Annotated in this window: 18 protein-coding genes and 1 tRNA gene; 15 read left to right on the forward strand and 4 right to left on the reverse strand. The window is 63.1% G+C overall.

What is annotated here, in order from left to right:
- The first annotated feature begins 12 nt into the window (after positions 1–12).
- A complete protein-coding gene (locus ACVWZ4_RS26330; RefSeq protein ID WP_456704145.1) occupies positions 13–405 on the forward strand; it encodes a RidA family protein in 393 nt (130 codons plus the stop codon).
- Between the two features lie 3 nt (positions 406–408).
- On the opposite strand, the gene ACVWZ4_RS26335 is transcribed toward ACVWZ4_RS26330, so the two are convergent.
- Complete coding sequence (locus tag ACVWZ4_RS26335) at positions 409–1,071, reverse strand: TetR/AcrR family transcriptional regulator (protein WP_456704144.1); 663 nt, start codon at positions 1,069–1,071, stop codon at positions 409–411.
- Between the two features lie 212 nt (positions 1,072–1,283).
- Here ACVWZ4_RS26335 and ACVWZ4_RS26340 point away from each other — a divergent pair, with 212 nt between their 5' ends.
- From ACVWZ4_RS26340 to ACVWZ4_RS26350, 3 genes are all read left to right on the forward strand, one after another.
- A complete protein-coding gene (locus ACVWZ4_RS26340; RefSeq protein ID WP_456790383.1) occupies positions 1,284–2,519 on the forward strand; it encodes an acyl-CoA dehydrogenase family protein in 1,236 nt (411 codons plus the stop codon).
- Positions 2,520–2,651: 132 nt separating this feature from the next.
- Positions 2,652–3,710, forward strand: coding sequence for a phosphotransferase family protein (locus ACVWZ4_RS26345; protein WP_456735449.1), 1,059 nt, complete (start codon positions 2,652–2,654; stop codon positions 3,708–3,710).
- Between the two features lie 258 nt (positions 3,711–3,968).
- Positions 3,969–4,592, forward strand: a complete 624-nt coding sequence (locus ACVWZ4_RS26350) for a LysE family translocator (protein WP_456741507.1) — start codon at positions 3,969–3,971, stop codon at positions 4,590–4,592.
- Between the two features lie 11 nt (positions 4,593–4,603).
- Here ACVWZ4_RS26350 and argE read toward each other — a convergent pair whose 3' ends face one another.
- Both argE and ACVWZ4_RS26360 read right to left on the reverse strand, forming a co-directional pair.
- On the reverse strand, positions 4,604–5,797 hold the full coding sequence (gene argE / locus ACVWZ4_RS26355) for an acetylornithine deacetylase (protein WP_456704140.1): 1,194 nt from the start codon (positions 5,795–5,797) through the stop codon (positions 4,604–4,606).
- An 869-nt stretch (positions 5,798–6,666) separates the two neighbouring features.
- On the reverse strand, positions 6,667–7,452 hold the full coding sequence (locus tag ACVWZ4_RS26360; RefSeq protein WP_456735447.1) for an SDR family NAD(P)-dependent oxidoreductase: 786 nt from the start codon (positions 7,450–7,452) through the stop codon (positions 6,667–6,669).
- A 132-nt stretch (positions 7,453–7,584) separates the two neighbouring features.
- Here ACVWZ4_RS26360 and ACVWZ4_RS26365 point away from each other — a divergent pair, with 132 nt between their 5' ends.
- Complete coding sequence (locus tag ACVWZ4_RS26365) at positions 7,585–8,283, forward strand: histidine phosphatase family protein (RefSeq protein WP_456704138.1); 699 nt, start codon at positions 7,585–7,587, stop codon at positions 8,281–8,283.
- Between the two features lie 70 nt (positions 8,284–8,353).
- A complete protein-coding gene (locus tag ACVWZ4_RS26370; RefSeq protein WP_456735446.1) occupies positions 8,354–9,121 on the forward strand; it encodes an SDR family NAD(P)-dependent oxidoreductase in 768 nt (255 codons plus the stop codon).
- A gap of 34 nt (positions 9,122–9,155) precedes the next feature.
- On the opposite strand, the gene ACVWZ4_RS26375 is transcribed toward ACVWZ4_RS26370, so the two are convergent.
- On the reverse strand, positions 9,156–10,373 hold the full coding sequence (locus ACVWZ4_RS26375) for a serine hydrolase domain-containing protein (RefSeq protein WP_456741508.1): 1,218 nt from the start codon (positions 10,371–10,373) through the stop codon (positions 9,156–9,158).
- 164 nt (positions 10,374–10,537) lie between these two features.
- Between ACVWZ4_RS26375 and ACVWZ4_RS26380 the strand changes: the two genes are divergently transcribed.
- The 9 genes from ACVWZ4_RS26380 (at position 10,538) to rpoB (ending at position 20,102) form a co-directional block, all read left to right on the forward strand.
- Positions 10,538–10,613, forward strand: a tRNA-Trp gene (locus ACVWZ4_RS26380).
- A gap of 319 nt (positions 10,614–10,932) precedes the next feature.
- Positions 10,933–11,124, forward strand: a complete 192-nt coding sequence (gene secE, locus ACVWZ4_RS26385; RefSeq protein WP_007611620.1) for a preprotein translocase subunit SecE — start codon at positions 10,933–10,935, stop codon at positions 11,122–11,124.
- Positions 11,124–11,678, forward strand: a complete 555-nt coding sequence (gene nusG / locus ACVWZ4_RS26390) for a transcription termination/antitermination protein NusG (RefSeq protein ID WP_092228471.1) — start codon at positions 11,124–11,126, stop codon at positions 11,676–11,678. Before secE ends, nusG begins: the two co-directional genes overlap by 1 nt.
- Positions 11,679–11,811: 133 nt before the next feature.
- Positions 11,812–12,240, forward strand: coding sequence for a 50S ribosomal protein L11 (gene rplK, locus ACVWZ4_RS26395; RefSeq protein WP_008136439.1), 429 nt, complete (start codon positions 11,812–11,814; stop codon positions 12,238–12,240).
- Positions 12,241–12,246: 6 nt separating this feature from the next.
- Positions 12,247–12,939, forward strand: coding sequence for a 50S ribosomal protein L1 (gene rplA / locus ACVWZ4_RS26400; RefSeq protein WP_456704089.1), 693 nt, complete (start codon positions 12,247–12,249; stop codon positions 12,937–12,939).
- 90 nt (positions 12,940–13,029) lie between these two features.
- Positions 13,030–13,983 (forward strand): 2-hydroxyacid dehydrogenase, encoded by a 954-nt coding sequence (locus ACVWZ4_RS26405; RefSeq protein WP_456735445.1) that lies wholly within the window; start codon positions 13,030–13,032, stop codon positions 13,981–13,983.
- A 568-nt stretch (positions 13,984–14,551) separates the two neighbouring features.
- Positions 14,552–15,070, forward strand: a complete 519-nt coding sequence (gene rplJ, locus ACVWZ4_RS26410; protein ID WP_456704087.1) for a 50S ribosomal protein L10 — start codon at positions 14,552–14,554, stop codon at positions 15,068–15,070.
- Positions 15,071–15,124: 54 nt separating this feature from the next.
- Positions 15,125–15,502: a 50S ribosomal protein L7/L12 gene (rplL, locus tag ACVWZ4_RS26415; RefSeq protein ID WP_008136432.1), complete on the forward strand. Its 378-nt coding sequence runs from the start codon at positions 15,125–15,127 to the stop codon at positions 15,500–15,502.
- Between the two features lie 475 nt (positions 15,503–15,977).
- A complete protein-coding gene (rpoB, locus tag ACVWZ4_RS26420) occupies positions 15,978–20,102 on the forward strand; it encodes a DNA-directed RNA polymerase subunit beta (protein WP_456704086.1) in 4,125 nt (1,374 codons plus the stop codon).
- Positions 20,103–20,162 lie beyond the last annotated feature (60 nt).

Genomic DNA, 20,162 nt, shown 5'->3' on the forward strand with positions numbered 1-20,162 from the left:
AGGTGGCCGCCCATGAAACGCGAAGCGCTCCGCGTCGAACCGATCTCGTCTTATCTGGATCGCTGGAAGGCGCCGACCTCACCCGTCACGCGCGCCGGCAACATGATCTTCGTCGCCGGCCTGCCGCCATTCGATCCGGCAACGGGCGAGCTTGCGGAAATGCCGATCGAGCGGCAGAGCGAGATCGTCATGGAGCAGATGAAGCTGTGCCTTCAGACGGCTGGCGCCTCGCTCGACAACGTCATGAAGTGCAACGTCTACTGCACCTCGACGAAACATTTCGCCGCCTTCAACACGGTCTATGCCCGCTACTTCCCGGTCGATCCGCCGGCGCGGATTTTCATCTGCACGCCGGAATGGTTCGGCCCGTTCGACGTCGAGATCGACTGCATCGCGATGATGTGAGCGCTACCGCGCAGCCACCTTCGACGGCGCCTTGGACTCCGTCCGTCCCGCCGTCAGCGCCATCGTCGCCACGCTGACGACGCGCGCGACCACGTCCTCGACGTCGTCGAGATCGCATTGGCCGTCCGACAGCTTGGTCAGGCGCTCGCTCTCGCGAATGGTGTGGTGCGCCATGGCAAGTGCGAAATTCAGGCCCCAATAGATATCGACATCGTTGCGATCGGGCAGGGCCCGTCGCATGGCGCCAGCGAATTTGCGCAGGTGATCAATCTCGCGGTTTTTGATGCGGCGGATCGGCGGCACGGATTCGATGGATGCGCGGATCATGAAGCGCGCCGCGGTGGAGCGCTGGTTCTCGGGGCCCAGGCAACCGCGCAGCGTCGGCCCCACCAGCGCGCGCAAGATCACCTCGATCGGCGCGTGTCCGCCGCCTGCTTCTTCGGCCGCCTTCAATTCGCGCAGGCGCTCGCGGTTGGTCGCGATCGAGCGCGTGACGAACAATTCCGCGATCAGTTCGTCCTTCGAGCCGAAATGATAATTCACCGCAGCCAGATTGACGTTTGCCTCCGCGACGATGTCGCGCAGCGTGACGTCGCCGAAGCCGCGATCGGCGTAGAGCCGTTCGGCGGCGGCGAGAATGGCAGACCTCGTATGATCGCTGGCCATGGATTGCCCTCAGGGAGGGAGTTGCAATTCAAACAGTTGTATGAAACTATCGTTTGAAGGCCGGAGAAAGTCAATCCGCAATCGCAACCGTTCGCATCGAGACCGAACCGGTTCCGGAAGCTCGCGAACGCGCATTCGCGCTTGCGGGCCGCACATTGCGGCAGGACAGTCCGCCACAAACGAGATCGCAAAGAGAGAACGAGGAGCGTCCCATGGACTTCGATATGTCGCCCAGGCAAAAGGAATGGCTCGAGCGCGTGCAATCCTTCATGGCCAAGCACGTGCGTCCGGCGGTGCCGATCTATGATCAGCAGGACAAGAGCGGCGACCGCTGGAAGGTCATCCCTGTTCTCGAAGACCTCAAGAAGAAGGCGAAGGCCGAAGGCCTCTGGAACATGTTCATGCCGCCGAGCGAGCATGAGGATGACGAATTCCGCGGTGCGGGATTGACCAATCTCGAATACGCGCTGCTGTCGGAAGAGATGGGGCGTATCACCTGGGCCTCCGAAGTGTTCAACTGCTCCGCGCCCGACACCGGCAACATGGAAGTGTTCATCCGCTACGGCTCCAGGGAGCAGAAGCGCAAATGGCTGCGCCCGTTGATGGACGGCGAGATCCGCTCCGCCTTCCTGATGACGGAACCGGCGGTCGCGTCCTCCGACGCCACCAACATCGAGACCCGCATCGAGAAGGACGGCGATCACTACGTCATCAACGGCCGCAAATGGTGGTCGTCGGGCGTCGGCGACCCCCGCTGCAAGATCGCGATCCTGATGGGCAAGACCGATTTCAACGCCGCCAAGCATCAGCAGCAGTCGCAGATCCTGGTGCCGCTCGACACGCCAGGCATCAAGGTCGAAAAGATGCTGCCTGTGTTCGGCTTTGACGACGCGCCGCACGGCCACGCCCAGGTGCTGCTCGAGAACGTGCGCGTGCCCAAGGAGAACATCCTGCTCGGCGAGGGCCGCGGCTTCGAGATCGCGCAGGGCCGCCTCGGGCCGGGCCGCATTCACCATTGCATGCGCACCATCGGCAAGGCCGAGGAAGCGCTGGAGAAGATGGTGAAGCGGCTTTCCTCGCGCACCGCCTTCGGCAAGAGGATCGTCGAGCATTCGGTGTGGGAGCAGCGCATCGGCGAAGCCCGCACCAATATCGAGATGACGCGTCTGCTCTGCCTCAAGGCCGCCGACATGATGGACAAGGTCGGCAACAAGACCGCGCAGGCCGAGATCGCGATGATCAAGGTCGCAGCACCGAACATGGCGCTGAAGATCATCGACGAGGCGATCCAGGCGTTCGGTGGCGCGGGCGTCTCTGACGATGCTGGCCTCGCCAAGGACTACGCCCACATCCGTACGCTGCGGCTCGCCGACGGCCCGGACGAGGTGCACAATCGCGCCATTGCAAGGTTGGAGGTTCGGAAGTATGCCAATTTTCCCAAGCATTAAGCGAGAGAGCGGGACGAAGCGCCCGCTCTGAAGAAACGGCAAGAGCATGACCCGCATTCGGTGACCGCTTGACGCAAGTGCGTCAGCGGTTACCGATTAGGATCATATCCGGACTGAAGAGGGAGCGTCACCGTGGCTGATGGCGTCAGGAAAGACGAAGAGTTCTCGGGCACCAAGCCGGTCGAGGAGCGTCATCGCTTCGACGAGCTCAGGCTCGAGGCCTGGATGCGCGACAACGTCGAAGGTTTTGCAGGCCCGCTGGTCGTGCTCCAGTTCAAGGGCGGCCAGTCCAATCCGACCTATCGCCTGAACACGCCGACGCGCTCCTACGTGATGCGCCGCAAGCCGTTCGGCAAATTGCTGCCCTCGGCGCATGCGGTCGATCGCGAATATCGCGTCATCGCAGCCCTTGGAAAGCAGGGCTTTCCGGTCGCGCACGCCTACGCGCTGTGCCAGGACGACAGCATCATCGGCGCGGCCTTCTACATCATGTCGATGGAGGACGGCCGCGTGTTCTGGGATCCGACGCTGCCGAGCCAGGACAACGACGCGCGGCGAAAAATCTTCACCAGCAAGATCGAGACGCTGGCACAGCTCCACATGTACGATCCTGGCGCGATCGGCCTAGGCGATTTCGGCAAGCCGGGCAACTATTTCGCGCGCCAGATCGACCGCTGGACCAAGCAGTATCGCGCATCCGAAACCCAGCACATTCCGGAGTTCGAGAAGGTCGCCGAATGGCTGCCCAAGACCGTGCCGGAACAGGCGCGCGTCTCGATCGTCCACGGCGACTATCGCCTCGACAACATGATTTTCCATGCAACGGAACCGCGCGTGCAGGCGGTGCTCGACTGGGAGCTGTCGACGCTCGGTGATCCCATGGCCGATTTCACCTACCTGTTGATGCAGTGGATCATGCCGGGGCTCGACGGCGCCGACCTCAAGGCGCTCAACATCCCGAGCGTGGAGGAAGCCGCGCGGATCTATTGCAACGTCACCAAGATGACGGTGCCCGATCTCAACTGGTACTTCGCCTACAATCTGTTCCGCCTCGCCGGCATCACGCAGGGAATCGCCGGTCGTGTCCGCGACGGCACCGCCGCCAATGCCAAGGCACTGGAATCCGCCAAGCGCACCGTGCCGCTGTCAAAGGCGTCGTGGGAGTATGCGCAGAAGGCGGGCGCGGTGTAGGAATAACGAAGGCGCGGCTGATTGATCGCCGCGCTTTTTTTGTTTTGCTGCCTCGCCATGCCCGCGCGCTCCGACATTGCGAGCGCAGCGAAGCAATCCAGAATCTTTGCGCGGAGGCAGTCTGGATTGCTTCGTTGCATCTGCGCAAAATTGCTGCGCAATTTTGTCGCGAGCTCCTCGCGATGACGAGGAGGCGGCGCCTTTCGCAACCGAGCGGATCATTGTATTCTTGTGCACCCAAGCCACGCGAGATGACGGATGATCGATCACACGACTCTCATCACCTATATCCTCATCGTGCTCGGGTTCGTCTTCATTCCCGGTCCAGCGACATTGCTGACCATGGCGCGCGCGGCCAGTTCCGGAACGAGGGCCGGCATCGCGACAGGGGCGGGGATTGCCGCAGGCGATTTGATCCACACCGCGATGGCCATCGTGGGCCTGTCGGCGATCGTCGCAACCTCGGCACTGCTGTTCAGCATCGTCAAATATGCGGGCGCAGCGTTCCTGATCTATCTCGGCATTCGCGCCATGCTCGAGAAGGCGCCGATCGAGTTGCACAGTGCGCCTCCGATCAGCGCGGGCCGCGCCTTCCGCCAGGCTGTGCTGACCGAGGTGCTCAATCCGAAAACAGCGCTGTTCTTCCTCGCCTTCCTGCCGCAGTTTGTCCGACCGGAGCACGGCTCGATGGCACTTCAGCTCGCCACGCTCGGGGCTGTCTTCGTGCTGATCGGCCTCGTCAGTACGATCGTGTTCGCAGTCGGTGCCGGCCGACTTGGCAATCTGCTGCGCCGCCATCCCGCCGTGGTGAAGTGGCAGGGCAAGGTGGTCGGGACAATCTACTGCGCCGTCGGCGTGCGGTTGGCCTTGCAGGAGCGATGAGGCGCCGGCCCCTACGACGTCGCCTTCGCGCAATGCGCGATCAGCTTCTCCACGAACTCGGCGCACTTCTCAAGCTCGGCCATCTCCACGAACTCGTCAGGCGTATGCGCTTGCGCGATCGAGCCGGGACCGATCACCACCGAGGGGATGTCGGCCATGCTGGCGAACAGGCAGGCTTCGGTGCCGAACGCGACCTTGGCGTGGTCGTTGCGGCCGGCTAGCTGCTTTGCCAGCGTGACGATGGCGGCGTCGGCCTTGGTGTCGAGGGCGGGGTAGTCGAGGATCTCCTCGAACGCGATGCCGCATTCAGGGCTCTTCGCCTTCATCGCAGGCTCGAGTTCGGCCTTGGCCCAGGCGATGATCGCGTCCGTCACTTCCCTGGACTCGGTGATCCCGATGCCGCGGCATTCGAAGTCCACGGTGCAGGTATCCGGCACGATGTTCAGCGCCGCGCCGCCATGCACGATGCTGGTCAGCAGCGTCGAATGCGGCACGTCGTAGAGGCTGTTGCGCTCGGCCTCGCTTGCGAGCTTCACCGCACGGCGGCGGATCTCGGTGATCAGCTCGGCGGCATATTCGATGGCATTGACGCCATCGGGTGCGATCGAGGAGTGGCGGGCGAGGCCGTGGAAGGTCGCTCGCACGCCGTGCTTGCCTTTGTGGCCAATGATGACCTTCATCTCGGTCGGCTCGCCGATGAAGGCGCCGAGCGGTCTCACTTTCTTCTTCGCGACCACGGCCAGCATCGGCCGCACGCCGACGCAGCCGATCTCCTCGTCATAGGAGATCGCCAGATGGATCGGCGTCGTCAGCTTCGCGTCCAGCATCTCCGGCACCATGGCGAGGCACACCGCGACAAAACCCTTCATGTCGGTGGTGCCGCGGCCGTAGAGCCTGCCGTCGCGTTCGGCGAGCTTGAACGGATCATGGCTCCAGTCCTGGCCGACGACAGGCACGACGTCGGTATGGCCCGACAGCACGAGGCCGGGCTTGTCCTCCGGCCCGATCGTGACCCAGAGCGAAGCCTTCTGGCCGGTCTCGTCGGTGATGCGCTCGCCCTTGACGCCGAGGAAGGCGAGATAGCTCTCGATATGCGCGATCAGGGGCAGATTGGTGCGATCGCTGACCGTGTCGAAGGCAACAAGCTCGGCGAGCATGTTGCGGATGCGGTCGGCGCGCGAACTCGGGAAGATCGGATTGGGCATGGTCATTTCTTGTCGGAGCTGAACGGGCTGAGATTACTGCATGAACCATACCAATGTGACGGCCAGTCGGGCAAATCAACACAGGCTAGAAGGGCCTCGGAGCCCACAACAACAGCTTGCGTTGCCTGTCGGGCAAAACACCCCAGCCGTGGGACAAGCTGTGCATCCGAAAATATTCCACTTTACCGAAATTCGGAAATGGCGTATGTGTCGCGGCAACCCGGCCCATGGAAGAGGGGCGTATCGCGATCGTCACGACGCGGGCCGGACGGCGGTGGGCGTGGGCCGCATCGGCGCGAAGGGTTCTGCAGGGCGGGCAACCGTGAGCAAAGCGTCGCGCAAACGACCGGTGTGATCCGCGTACGGCAAAATCGTGTGGTCCTGGCGCCCGGAGTCTGTGCGTCAAGGCTCGTGGTGACGCGTGTGGCCCAACCGGGCCCTCGTGTCAGTCATCCGCGAGCCGACGGGGGCAATAGTGCATCGCTCCCCGGGGAGATCACGACATAAGCCGTCAAACCACTGCGCAGGGAAGGCCGGATGTTTGGGCTTCACCTGTATGCCGCTGTGCAGCCTCTTGTAGCGCAACCCATCGCACAGTGGACCGCGGGTGCGAGGTCGGCACCCGGTCTTCCCTGCGCCCTCTTTCATCTGAGGGTAGGCGACAAAGCAAAGCTCGGGCGACGTGCCGCGAGGATGCGAAGCTGTGTCTGCAATGAAGATGCGAATCGAAGGAGCGAAGTCGTTGCCGCATACTCCGTCGTTGCGAGCGCGATGTGGAGAAAGTTGTGCGCCGAAACTTCGCTCTCGCGCCTCGGACGCAGCGCAGCAACGCTCGCGCGTTGCAGCGCGTCCGGGACACGAGACCGACGCTAAACCGGCTTCCCCGTATACGGCATCGAGGCCGTCAGCCCGCCATCCACCGGGAAGGCCTGGCCGTTCACATAGGACGCTTCGTCGCTCGCCAGGAACAATCCCATCGCGGCAAGTTCGTGCGGCTGGCCGGGGCGCTTGAGCGGATTGAGCTGGCCGATCTTGTCCTGGGTGCCGCGCTCCTTGGCGCGGTCGAAGATCGGCTTGGTCATGCCCGTCTCGATCAAGCCGGGGCACACTGCATTGATGCGCACGCCTGTGCCGGTGAGCGAATAAGCGGTGGTCTGCACCAGGCTGATTACGCCGGCTTTGCTCGCGGCATAGGGATGCCCGCTGGCGCCGGCCTTGAGTCCCGCAACCGATGCGGTCAGCACGATCGCGCCGGATTGCTGCTTCACCATGTGCGGCATCGCATGCTTCACCGCAAGGAACGGTCCGATCAGATTGACGCGCAGCACCTCCTGCCAATGTTCCACGGTCTGCTCGCCGAGTGGAACGAGTCCGCCGGAAATACCGGCATTGGCCCAGATCACGTCGAGCCGGCCGTGCGTGTTCACGGCCTTGTCGATCACGGCGATGACGTCCTTCTCGGAGCCGGCATCGGCGATCATGGCCTCGGCAACACCGCCGGCCTTCTTCACCTCGTCGACGGTCTCCTTCACTGCGTCGGTGCGATCGACCGCGATCAGCTTGGCGCCTTCCCTGGTGAACAGCAGCGCAGCTGCGCGACCGATGCCGCTGCCGGCGCCGGTGATGATGACGGATTTGCCTTGCAGACGGCCCATGCGTTCCTCCTTTGGTACTTGCGCGACGCTTGCCGCGCGACGGAATTTCAAACAGAATTTCAAACGGTAAAGTGTCTTGAGACACGTTCGCTACTCACGTACAGCGACATCACACGGGATGGAAGAGCTTCAATGGCAACCGCGGACAAGCCTGATGTAGTCACGACACGGTGGTGGTGGGTTCGCCACGCACCGGTGCGCAATGACGGCGGCAACATCTACGGGCAGAGCGATCTCCCCTGCGACACCAGCGACACCTATGTGTTCAATGCCGTTGCCAAGGTGCTGCCGCGCCAGGCGGTCTGGTATTCGAGCAATCTGATGCGCACGCATCAAACAGCCGAAGCGATCTGGGCGGCGGGCTACCCGAAGCCTGAATCGATGAAGTGGGAGGCTGACCTGGCCGAACAGAATCTCGGAAGATGGCAGGGCATGAACCGTGCCGCGTTCATCGCCAGCCGTCCCGTCGGCTCGAACTGGTTCGCCGACATCAACGAGCCCGCGCCCGGCGGCGAAAGTTTCATGGATCTTTATGTCAGGACGCGCCGAACGGTCGAACGGATCAACAATGAGGCGGCCGGGCAGGATGTGATCGCGGTCGCGCATGGCGGCACCATCAAGGCCGCGATCGGCCTCGCACTCGACGGCCAGGTCGAACGGGCGCTGTCGTTCGACATCGACAACGTCTCGATCACGCGGCTCGATTATTTCGCAAGCCCCGAGCGCAGCGTCTGGCGGCTGCCCATGGTGAACCAGCAGCCGTGGATCGCCGACGATGCACATGCCGAGATGCATCAGCCGGCGGGACCGGAAGTCAAGAAGCTCGCGTGACGTCGCTGTCCGTGCGCGGACGCGGCGTAGAATTTTAAGCCAAATCGAAATCGTACTCTGGGAGAGAAACATGACCTTGTTCGACATGAAGGGCAAAGTTGCCGTCATCACCGGCTCGACGCGCGGCATCGGGCTTGCGATCGCCGAGCGCATGGCCGAGCACGGAGCCAAGGTCGTGATCTCCTCGCGCAAGGCTGACGTCTGCGAAGAAGTCGCCGAGGGCATCAACGAGAAGTTCGGCAAGGGCACCGCGGTCGCGATCGCCGCCAACATCTCCTCCAAGGAAAATCTGCAGAACCTCGTCGACGAGAGCAACCGCGCCTTCGGCAAGATCGACGTGCTGGTCTGCAACGCCGCGTCGAACCCCTATTACGGTCCGCTCGCCGGCATTTCCGACGATCAGTTCAGGAAGATTCTGGACAACAATATCGTCGCCAACAATTGGCTGATCTCGATGGTGGTGCCGCAGATGATCGAGCGCAAGGACGGCTCTGTGATCATCGTCTCCTCGATCGGAGGCCTGAAAGGCTCGACCATCCTCGGCGCCTACGCGATCTCGAAAGCCGCCGACATGCAGCTCGCGCGCAACCTTGCCTGCGAATACGGCAAGCACAATATCCGCGTGAACTGCATAGCCCCCGGCCTGATCAAGACCGATTTCGCGAAAGCGCTGTGGGACAATCCGGAGAATTTGAAGGCCTCGACCTCGCGCTCGCCGCTGCTGCGCATCGGCATCCCCGACGAGATCGCTGGCGCCGCCGTCTTCCTGGGCTCAAAGGCCGGCGACTTCATGACCGGCCAGACCATGGTGATCGACGGCGGCGCGACGATCAGCTAGGGCCCTCTCGCGTCCGGGGCACGAGAGCGTCGCCTCAATCCACCGCCGCGTAAACCAGATCCCTGACCAGGGTCCGCGTAAAATCGCGCTGGCCCGGACCCTGACTCATGAACACCGTGAACAGGTCCTCCTTGGGATCGATCCAGAAGAACGTGCCGGCGATGCCGCTCCAGAAAAACGTGCCGACGCTGCCCGGAAAGGGCGCGATGCCTGCGTCGCGGCGGACGGCGAAACCGAGGCCGAAACCATGGCCGGGCGAGAGCAGCGTGCCGTTGGCGACGACATCGGGTCCGAGGTGATCGGACGCCATCAGCTCGAGCGTCTTGCGCCCGATGATCCTCGCGCCGTCGAGCGTGCCGCCGTTGCGCAGCATCAGAGCGAAGCGGGCGTAGTCCATCGTGGTCGAGACCAGGCCGCCGCCGCCTGATTCCATGACCGGCCGTTCGAGCATGTTGAACAGCGCGACCTTGTCGCCGGTCCAGGGATCGGTTTCGAACGGCTGGGCGAGCCTGTGTGCATTGGCCGCGCAGGTGGAGAAGCCGGTCTCGGTCATCTGCAAGGGCGCGAGGATGCGTTCAGTCAGGAAGGTGCCGAGCGATTTGCCGCTGACGATTTCGATGATGCGGCCGAGGATGTCGGTGGAGCGGCTGTAGTTGAATTCATCGCCGGGGTGGCAGACGAGGGGGAAGCTCGCCACCAGCGCGGCGTGCTCGGCATTGCTGATCTTGCGGCTGCGGACGCGGGACTCCTGATAGAGCTTGTGCACGGGGCCGTCGCCCTGGTGCTCGTAGGTGAGGCCGGAGGTGTGGCGGAGCAGGTCTTGCACCGTCATCGGCCGCTTTGGCGGAACCAGTTCCAGCTTGTCGGCGCTGACGATGCCAACTTTCTGGTCGGCGAACTCCGGAATGAATTTGGCGACGGGATCGCCGAGGAGGAGGTGGCCGTCCTCGACCAGCGCCATGATGCCGACCGAAACGATCGGCTTGGTCATCGAGAAGAGCCGAAAGATCGAATCAAGCGCCATCGCCGGGCCCGCCGGGCTCTGCTTGCCGAGCGCCTCGAACCAGCCGACCTGGCCATGGCGGGCCACCAGCACAGTCACGCCGGGGACGGTTCCCTTGTCGATCTCGCGCTTGAACGCGCCCGACATCGCCAGCAGGCGGGAGCGGGACAGGCCCAGCGTCTCGGGCTTAGCTTCGGGAATCGGTGGGGTTTTCGGGGCGGTCGCGGCTTGGGTGGCTGTGGCAGTCATGGGCACTCCCTGTTGTTCTTGATTATCGGGATTGGAGAGTGGCCCAGAAGCTGCCGTACAAACAAGCGAAGCCAGCGCGCTTCACCCTTGCAATCCGTCCTTGCAATTTAGCCGTCCCCTGTGCTTGAAAGCGCCCCTGATCCGGCGGCGACGCAAGGGTCCGTAGGAGTGTAGCTCAATTGGTAGAGCACCGGTCTCCAAAACCGGGGGTCGCAGGTTCGAGCCCTGCCACTCCTGCCAGCTGATCCCAACGATCGACAGGCAGGACATTGACGGGCCGAAAGCTCGGAGCATGGTTCATCGGCACCCGGTAAAGCCTTGATCCGCATCAATTCCCAGAGCCGGGCTTGTGTGCATTCGGCCCCGCCCACATCTTGACGTTTGGCCCCAACCGCAGTAGATACCCCGCACTCGCAGCCGGCCCGTTAAACGCGGATTTCCGGCGCGGCTTAGAAATTCCCCGAACATCAGAGCCCGGTTTCCGGCTCATCCTTCGAGACAGAGGGCTGGGCCACATCAGGCTGTTCGGATCCCTGAAATCTTAATGGCGTCTCAAACGATGGCAGTCAGCCCGTTCAAGTTCTTGCAGGAAGTGCGCTCGGAGACCGCCAAGGTCACCTGGCCGACCCGTCGTGAGACCACGATCACCACCATCATGGTGTTCGTGATGGTCGCCGTGGCCTCGATCTTCTTCTTCGCCGCCGACCAGATCATCCGTTATCTCATCACCTTTCTTTTGGGCATTCACTGATGGCTACAGCAACGGCTCAACTGTCCGACAAGCGCTGGTACATCGTCCACGCCTATTCGAACTTCGAGAAAAAGGTCGCCGAATCGATCCGCGAGCAGGCCAAGCAGCGCGGGCTCGAGGAGCTGTTCGAGCTGGTGCTGGTTCCGACCGAGAAGGTCACGGAAGTGCGCCGCGGCCGCAAGATCGACGCCGAGCGCAAGTTTTTCCCCGGCTACGTGCTCGTGAAGATGAAGCTGACCGACGAGGCGTTTCATCTGATCAAGAACACGCCGAAGGTCACCGGCTTCCTCGGCGCCGAGAACAAGCCGATGCCGATCTCGGAGAACGAGGCCATGCGCATCCTGCACCAGGTGCAGGAGGGCGTGGAGCGGCCGAAGGCGTCGGTGTCGTTCGAGATCGGCGAGAACGTGCGCGTGGCCGACGGTCCGTTCGCCTCGTTCTCGGGTGTCGTCGAGGAAATCGACGAGGCGCGCTCGCGCGTGAAGGTCGCGGTGTCGATCTTCGGTCGCGCAACGCCGGTCGAATTGGAATTCGGTCAGGTCGAGAAGGTCTGATCGGACGAGGCGTGAGGCTATAGGCCTCGCGCGACAAGAGGCCGTGGGAGGGAGAGGGCGGTTGCCAGCCGCATCCGACCCAGACCACGAACCTGAAACCGCCGGCTTAAGGCCGGCACAACAGGAGTGATACATGGCAAAGAAAGTGACCGGATACCTGAAGCTTCAGGTCCCGGCCGGTGCGGCGAATCCTTCGCCCCCGATCGGTCCCGCGCTCGGTCAGCGCGGTCTCAACATCATGGAGTTCTGCAAGGCGTTCAACGCCCAGACCCAGAAGGAAGAGAAGAACACCCCGATTCCCGTCGTGATCACGATCTACGCCGATCGTTCGTTCACGTTCGAGATGAAGACCCCTCCGATGTCCTTCTTCCTCAAGCAGGCCGCAAAAATCCAGTCCGGCTCGAAGGCGCCGGGCCGTGACAAGGCCGGCAAGGTGACCAAGGCGCAAGTGCGCGAGATCGCCGAGAAGAAGATGAAGGATCTCAATTGCGACACCATCGAATCGGCCATGAAGATGGTCGAGGGCTCTGCCCGCTCGATGGGTCTGGAAGTGGCGGGGTAAGCGGTCATGGCAATCGGAAAGCGTTTGAACAAAGCCCGCGAAGGTGTTGACCGCGAAAAGCTTTACCCGCTCGCGGACGCCATCAAGATGGTCAAGGAACGCGCCAAGGCGAAGTTCGACGAGACCATCGAGGTCGCGATCAATCTCGGCGTCGATCCGCGTCACGCCGACCAGATGGTCCGCGGCGTCGTGACCCTGCCGAACGGCACCGGCCGTACGCTCCGCGTCGGCGTGTTCGCCCGCGGCGCCAAGGCTGACGAAGCCAGGGCCGCCGGTGCCGACGTCGTCGGCGCCGAAGACCTGGTCGAGAAGGTGCAGAACGGCGCGATCGATTTCGACCGCTGCATCGCCACCCCCGACATGATGCCGCTGGTCGGCCGTCTCGGTAAGGTGCTCGGCCCGCGCGGCCTGATGCCGAACCCGAAGATCGGCACCGTGACCATGGACGTGACGGGTGCGGTGAAGGGTGCCAAGGGTGGCTCGGTCGAGTTCCGCGTCGAGAAGGCCGGCATCCTGCAGGCCGGCGTCGGCAAGGCCTCGTTCTCCGAGGAGAAGCTGGTCGAGAACATCAAGGCGCTCGCCGATGCTGTCTCGAAGGCGAAGCCGGCTGGCTCCAAGGGGACCTACATCCAGCGCGTTGCGGTGTCCTCGACGATGGGCCCGGGCGTGAAGGTCGAGCCGGGCACCATTCTCGGCTAAGCCTGGGAATTGCATGAGGCGAGGGGCGGAATTGGGCAACCGATTCCGCCCCTCGTCGCTTGTGCGCGTCACTCACCGGAAACCAGAGCAATGGCCGACAAGGTCCTGATCTACTCGCGCTTTCCCAAGACGATGATGGCGCGGTTCGCCGAGCGCTTCGAGTTGCTCGACACCGCCGGCAAGCCCGCGCGGGAGGTGTTTTCGGCGGACGAGCTGGCAGGCATCCGCGCGCTGCTGACCGCGGGCGGCACGCCGCTCGGCGCCGAGGCGATGGACCTGTTTCCAAAACTTGGCGCGATCGTCTGCTATGGCACCGGCTATGACGGCGTCGACCTGAAGGCGGCAGCTGCCCGCAACATCGCCGTCGGCCACAGCCCCGGCGCCAATGCGGCCTCAGTGGCCGACCTCGCGATGATCCTGATGCTGGCGGCGACGCGGCGGATATTGGTCGCGGACCAATATGTTCGCAGCGGCGATTGGGCGGCGTCGAAACAGTCTCCGATGATGCGCCCGCAGGCCGGCATGGCCGGCCGTCGCATCGGTATCTACGGCATGGGCGAGATCGGCCGCAAGATCGCGGCGCGCTGTGCCGCCTTCGAGGCCGAAATCGGCTATTGCAGCCGCAGCAAGTACAACTTGCCCTATCAATATTTTCCGGCCTTGGAGGCGCTGGCCGATTGGTGCAGCGTGCTGATGGTCGCGGTCCGCGCCGGGGCCGAGACCCAGCACGTCGTTAATGCCGACATTCTCAAGCGCCTCGGCGCGGACGGCTATGTCGTCAACATCTCCCGCGGCTCGGTCGTCGACGAGAAGGCGCTGGTTGCTGCACTCACCGACAAGACCATCGCGGGCGCCGGCCTCGACGTCTTCGATAAGGAACCGCACGCGCCCGACGCGTTGACGGTGCTGCCCAATGTGGTGCTCGCCCCTCATATCGGCGGCCATACCCTCGAATCGCACGTCGCCATGCAGGACTGCGTGCTGGCGAACTTGAGCGCGTTCTTCGAGGGCAAGCCGCTGCCTTTTGGGGTCAAACCGGCTTGAATCGGCCCGTTTCAGGCCCTATGGCAACGGATTGGAACTGGTGTGAATTTTGCTCTTGGCAATCCGGCAAAGAGCGGTTAAAGAACCGCTTCCGGACGTGCCGGCCCTGGCTGGCGCGTTCGTGCACGCATTCCGAAAACCCGACACGCAGGAGATCATTCCTTTTCAGGACGTCCGCAAGGATTTGCCCGGAAAGGAAGGAAAATCCATCGGCCGGTGGGATGCGGGCAGAGGTCAGGCGGTTCGCCGGCTGGCCTTGTCCTGTCCAAGACTGCAGGCGCCCGCGGGATATTTCGAGTTCTCAACGGCTTAATCGCATGGCCTGCATAGACGGGTGAAGACCGGATTTCACTTCGCGTCCCACCTCGGGGTGGTCGCGGAAGAAGTTTGGTTCGGACCTCGACACGCCGTGGGCCCATGGGCTCCCGGAGGGCAGGCTTTGAATTGTCGTCTCGCCCGGCGCGTGTCCGATGGGTTTTGGCCCTGAGGTTCAGGTTCTGGGTGGGGCGATGGGTGCAACCCGGCGGTCCCGCTTTTCGCGATGACCGCCAACCGGAAAGAGCTTGCTGTGGAACGAGCGGCAAAAAAGGAAGCGGTCGAACAGCTCAACGGGGTCTTCAAGACCACGAGCGTCGCGATCGTTGCCCAATATTCCGGCCTGACCGTTGCCCAGATGCAGAAGCTGCGCATGCAGATGAAGCAGGCTGGTGCCTCGGTGAAGGTCTCGAAGAACCGTCTCGCCAAAATTGCTCTTGAAGGCACTGACGTCGTTGCCATCGGCCCCATGCTGAAGGGGCCGACCGTGATCGCCACTTCGAACGATCCGGTAGCGGCGCCGAAGGTCGCCGTCGAATTCGCCAAGGCGAACGAAAAGTTCGTCATCATTGGCGGCTCGATGGGAAAGACCGTCCTGAATGTCGACAGCGTGAAGGCGCTTGCCTCGCTGCCGTCGCTTGATGAACTGCGCGGCAAGATCGTCGGCCTGCTTGTGGCCCCGGCGACCAAGCTCGCTCAGCTCGCCAACGCGCCCGCGGGCAAGCTCGCGCGCGTCATCCAGGCTCATGCCTCTAAGGGCGAAGCGGCCTGACGCCCTTCGCAAAACTCAAACCCGAACCAGACTTACACTCAAGGAAACTGAACAATGGCTGACTTGCAGAAGATCGTTGACGACCTCTCGAGCCTCACCGTGCTCGAAGCTGCCGAACTCGCGAAGCTCCTCGAAGAGAAGTGGGGCGTTTCGGCTGCCGCGGCTGTCGCCGTGGCCGGCCCGGCTGGCGGCGGCGCTGCTGCCGCTCCGGCGGAAGAGAAGACCGAGTTCACGGTCGTTCTCGCCTCTGCCGGCGACAAGAAGATCGAGGTCATCAAGGAAGTCCGCGCCATCACCGGCCTGGGCCTGAAGGAAGCAAAGGACCTCGTCGAGGGCGCGCCGAAGCCTGTCAAGGAAGGCGTGAACAAGGACGAGGCCGAGAAGATCAAGGTCCAGCTCGAGAAGGCTGGCGCCAAGGTCGAGCTCAAGTAAGCAACGCTTGCTGGCGAGATCCCGGGCTGCGGTCCGGGATCTTGGTCCTGCCCCCTAAAGGGCTGCGCCAGATGCAAAAGGCGTGCGACGGATGGTCCCGACGCAGGCTGAACACGAAAATGTGTGGGGATTTGAGGGTTAACCTCTCGAATCTTCATTATTGTCGCCCCATATCGGTTCGACAGCACGAAAGCGCGGTGGGCAGGGATACCGGATTTCCCTGTAGGCCGTTGGGAGAGCAGGCTATTTCGGGCTTTTTCAGTCCGTGAAGACGATCGTTGTGACGGGCGGGCGCGCGCTAGCGCCCCGCGCGTCGTTTTGCGTTTTGAAGGTCTGAAGAACAGATTCAGGACATTCCCGCCTGAAACCTGAGTCTCCGGCCCCAAAGCGGGTTCGAAAAATTCAACCCGGGGAGCGGTGGCAGCCGCGTTCCGGACGGTTCGCCCGGAGCGGGCGACGAAAATGAGAGGCCACGATGGCGCAGCAGACATTCACCGGTCGCAAACGCGTTCGCAAGTTCTTCGGACACATCAAGGAAGTCGCCGAGATGCCGAACCTCATCGAGGTTCAGAAGGCGTCCTATGACCAGTTCCTGATGGTCGACGAACCCGCCGGCGGGCGCCTCGACGAGGGCCTGCAGGCCGTGTTCCGTTCCGTGTTCCCGATCTCCGACTTCTCGGGCACCTCGATGCTGGAATTCGTCCGCTACGAGTTCGAGCAGCCGAAGTATGACGTCGACGAGTGCCGCCAGCGCGGCATGACCTTCGCGGCACCCCTCAAGGTGACGCTGCGCCTCATCGTGTTCGATATCGACGAAGAAACCGGGGCGAAGTCGGTCAAGGACATCAAGGAGCAGGACGTCTACATGGGCGATATTCCGCTCATGACGATGAACGGCACCTTCATCGTGAACGGTACCGAGCGCGTCATCGTCTCGCAGATGCACCGTTCGCCTGGCGTGTTCTTCGATCACGACAAGGGCAAGACCCATTCGTCGGGCAAGCTGCTGTTCGCTGCCCGCGTGATCCCGTATCGCGGCTCCTGGCTCGATATCGAGTTCGACGCCAAGGATATCGTCTATGCGCGTATCGACCGTCGCCGCAAAATTCCGGTGACGTCGCTGATGTTCGCCCTCGGCCTCGACGGCGAGGCGATCCTGTCCACGTTCTACAAGAAGATCCTCTACAAGCGGACCAAGGAAGGCTGGCGCGTTCCGTTCGACGCCAACCGTTTCCGCGGCTACTCGACCATCAACGACCTGATCGACGCCGATACCGGCAAGGTCGTGCTCGAGGCCGGCAAGAAGCTCACCGTCCGCGCCGCCCGCCAGCTCCAGGAGAAGGGGCTCAAGGCGCTGCGTCTGTCGGATGAGGAACTCGTCGGCAACTACCTCGCCGAGGACCTCGTCAACCCGAAGACCGGTGAGATCCATGCTGAAGCCGGTGAGGAAATCACCGACAAGTCGATGAAGGCTCTCAACGAGCACGGCTACAAGGAACTGCCGCTGCTCGACATCGACCACGTCAATGTCGGCGCCTACATCCGCAACACGCTCGCGGCCGACAAGAACATGACGCGTGAGGACGCGCTGTTCGACATCTACCGCGTGATGCGTCCGGGCGAGCCGCCGACGCTGGATTCGGCGCAGGCGATGTTCCAGTCGCTGTTCTTCGACGCCGAGCGTTACGACCTCTCCGCGGTCGGCCGCGTCAAGATGAACATGCGCCTCGACCTCGATGCGCCCGACACCCAGCGCACGCTGCGCAAGGAAGACATCCTTTGCGTCATCAAGACGCTGGTGGACCTGCGCGACGGCAAGGGCGAGATCGACGACATCGACCATCTCGGCAACCGCCGTGTGCGCTCGGTCGGCGAGCTCATGGAGAACCAGTACCGTATCGGCCTCCTGCGCATGGAGCGCGCGATCAAGGAGCGCATGTCCTCGGTCGACATCGACACGGTCATGCCGCAGGACCTGATCAACGCGAAGCCGGCGGCCGCCGCCGTCCGCGAGTTCTTCGGCTCCTCGCAGCTCTCGCAGTTCATGGACCAGACCAACCCGCTCAGCGAGATCACCCACAAGCGCCGTCTCTCGGCGCTCGGACCGGGCGGCCTGACCCGCGAGCGCGCCGGCTTCGAGGTGCGCGACGTGCATCCGACGCATTACGGCCGTATCTGCCCGATCGAGACGCCGGAAGGTCCGAACATCGGCCTGATCAACTCGCTCGCCACCTTTGCGCGCGTCAACAAGTACGGCTTCGTCGAGACGCCGTATCGCAAGGTCAAGGACGGCCGCGTCACCGACGAGGTCGTGTACCTGTCGGCGATGGAGGAGGGCCGCTATTCGGTCGCTCAGGCCAACGTGCCTGTCGACGCCAAGGGCCGCTTCACCGAAGACCTGGTGGTCTGCCGCGCGAGCGGCACCCGCGACGTCGTGCCGCTGACGCCCGACAAGGTCGACTACATGGACGTGTCGCCGAAGCAGCTCGTTTCGGTCGCCGCAGCCTTGATTCCGTTCCTCGAGAACGACGACGCCAATCGCGCGCTGATGGGCTCGAACATGCAACGCCAGGCGGTGCCGCTGGTTCGCGCCGAGGCGCCGTTCGTCGGCACCGGCATGGAGGGCGTGGTTGCGCGTGACTCGGGCGCCGCGATCGCGGCGCGCCGCTCGGGCGTGATCGACCAGATCGACGCGACCCGCGTCGTCATCCGTGCGACGGAAGATCTCGATCCGACCAAGTCGGGCGTCGATATCTACCGTCTGATGAAGTACCAGCGCTCCAACCAGTCGACCTGCATCAACCAGCGTCCGCTGGTGAAGGTCGGCGACATCGTCAAGAAGGGCGACATCATCGCTGACGGTCCGTCGACCGATCTCGGCGAGCTCGCGCTCGGCCGCAACGTGCTGGTCGCGTTCATGCCGTGGAACGGCTACAACTTCGAAGACTCGATCCTGCTCTCCGAGCGGATCGTGAAGGAAGACGTCTTCACCTCGATCCATATCGAAGAATTCGAGGTGATGGCCCGCGACACCAAGCTCGGACCCGAGGAAATCACCCGCGACATTCCGAACGTTTCGGAAGAAGCGCTGAAGAACCTCGACGAAGCCGGTATCGTCTACATCGGCGCTGAAGTGCGCGCCGGCGACATCCTGGTCGGCAAGATCACGCCGAAGGGCGAGAGCCCGATGACGCCGGAAGAAAAGCTCCTGCGCGCCATCTTCGGCGAAAAGGCCTCCGACGTGCGCGACACCTCGCTGCGCGTTCCCCCGGGCGTGCAGGGCACGATCGTGGAAGTCCGCGTGTTCAACCGCCACGGCGTCGACAAGGACGAGCGTGCGCTGGCGATCGAGCGGGAAGAGATCGAGCGTCTGGCCAAGGACCGCGACGACGAGCAGGCGATCCTGGACCGCAACGTCTACAATCGTCTGGCCGAGCTGCTCGAGGGGCGGCAGGGCATTGCCGGTCCGAAGGGCTTCAAGAAGGACACCAAGATCACCCGTGCGGTGCTCGAGGAATACCCGAAGTCGCAGTGGTGGCTGTTCGCGTCTCCGAACGACAAGCTGATGGCCGAGATCGAGGCCATGCGGAAGCAGTACGACGAGTCGAAGAAGGGGCTTGAACAACGCTTCCTCGACAAGGTCGAGAAGCTTCAGCGCGGCGACGAATTGCCGCCCGGCGTGATGAAGATGGTCAAGGTCTTCGTTGCGGTGAAGCGCAAGATCCAGCCCGGCGACAAGATGGCCGGCCGCCACGGCAACAAGGGCGTGGTGTCGAAGATCGTGCCGATCGAGGACATGCCGTTCCTCGAAGACGGTACGCATGCCGACATCGTGCTCAACCCGCTCGGCGTGCCCTCGCGCATGAACGTCGGACAGATCCTCGAGACGCATCTCGGCTGGGCTTGCGCCGGTCTGGGCAAGCGCATCGGCCAGACCGTCGATGCCTATCTGTCGAAGCAGGACATCAAGCCGCTGAAGGAAACCTTGAAGAAGGTCTATGGCGAGGACGAGACGATCAAGACGCTCAACGACAACGAGCTGCTTGAACTCGGTCACAATCTGAGCCGCGGCGTACCGATCGCGACGCCGGTGTTCGACGGTGCCAAGGAAAGCGACATCGAGGAGATGCTGAAGCTTGCCGGTCTGGATGCTTCGGGTCAGTCGACCGTCTATGACGGCCGCACCGGCGACGCCTTCGATCGCAAGGTGACGGTCGGCTACATCTACATGCTCAAGCTGCACCATCTCGTGGACGACAAGATCCACGCGCGTTCGATCGGTCCGTACTCGCTCGTGACCCAGCAACCGCTGGGTGGCAAGGCGCAGTTCGGCGGCCAGCGCTTCGGCGAAATGGAGGTGTGGGCGCTCGAAGCTTACGGCGCGGCCTACACGCTGCAGGAAATGCTGACCGTGAAGTCGGACGACGTGGCCGGCCGTACCAAGGTGTACGAGGCGATCGTGCGTGGCGACGACACCTTCGAGGCCGGTATTCCGGAATCGTTCAACGTGCTGGTCAAGGAAATGCGCTCGCTCGGCCTCAACGTCGACCTGCACAATTCCAAGATGGGACCGGCGCCGACGTCGGAAGCAGCCGAGTAATACGACGTTTCATGCCCGGCCTGCACGGCCGGGCATTGGCGCCCCTCCCGATGCCTTGAG

It is taken from the genome of Bradyrhizobium sp. USDA 4472, from assembly GCF_054058595.1.

Excerpts from the sequence above, each read along its gene's own strand:
- argE (WP_456704140.1), bottom strand. The coding sequence starts at position 5,797 with ATGCCCAATCCGATCTTCCCGAGTTCGCGCGCCGACCGCATCCGCAAC.
- secE (WP_007611620.1), top strand. The coding sequence starts at position 10,933 with ATGGCAGTCAGCCCGTTCAAGTTCTTGCAGGAAGTGCGCTCGGAGACC.
- ACVWZ4_RS26375 (WP_456741508.1), bottom strand. The coding sequence starts at position 10,373 with ATGACTGCCACAGCCACCCAAGCCGCGACCGCCCCGAAAACCCCACCG.
- ACVWZ4_RS26350 (WP_456741507.1), top strand. The coding sequence starts at position 3,969 with ATGATCGATCACACGACTCTCATCACCTATATCCTCATCGTGCTCGGG.
- ACVWZ4_RS26340 (WP_456790383.1), top strand. The coding sequence starts at position 1,284 with ATGGACTTCGATATGTCGCCCAGGCAAAAGGAATGGCTCGAGCGCGTG.
- ACVWZ4_RS26405 (WP_456735445.1), top strand. The coding sequence starts at position 13,030 with ATGGCCGACAAGGTCCTGATCTACTCGCGCTTTCCCAAGACGATGATG.
- rplK (WP_008136439.1), top strand. The coding sequence starts at position 11,812 with ATGGCAAAGAAAGTGACCGGATACCTGAAGCTTCAGGTCCCGGCCGGT.
- rpoB (WP_456704086.1), top strand. The coding sequence starts at position 15,978 with ATGGCGCAGCAGACATTCACCGGTCGCAAACGCGTTCGCAAGTTCTTC.
- ACVWZ4_RS26370 (WP_456735446.1), top strand. The coding sequence starts at position 8,354 with ATGACCTTGTTCGACATGAAGGGCAAAGTTGCCGTCATCACCGGCTCG.
- ACVWZ4_RS26360 (WP_456735447.1), bottom strand. The coding sequence starts at position 7,452 with ATGGGCCGTCTGCAAGGCAAATCCGTCATCATCACCGGCGCCGGCAGC.
- nusG (WP_092228471.1), top strand. The coding sequence starts at position 11,124 with ATGGCTACAGCAACGGCTCAACTGTCCGACAAGCGCTGGTACATCGTC.
- ACVWZ4_RS26335 (WP_456704144.1), bottom strand. The coding sequence starts at position 1,071 with ATGGCCAGCGATCATACGAGGTCTGCCATTCTCGCCGCCGCCGAACGG.
- rplA (WP_456704089.1), top strand. The coding sequence starts at position 12,247 with ATGGCAATCGGAAAGCGTTTGAACAAAGCCCGCGAAGGTGTTGACCGC.
- rplL (WP_008136432.1), top strand. The coding sequence starts at position 15,125 with ATGGCTGACTTGCAGAAGATCGTTGACGACCTCTCGAGCCTCACCGTG.
- ACVWZ4_RS26365 (WP_456704138.1), top strand. The coding sequence starts at position 7,585 with ATGGCAACCGCGGACAAGCCTGATGTAGTCACGACACGGTGGTGGTGG.
- ACVWZ4_RS26330 (WP_456704145.1), top strand. The coding sequence starts at position 13 with ATGAAACGCGAAGCGCTCCGCGTCGAACCGATCTCGTCTTATCTGGAT.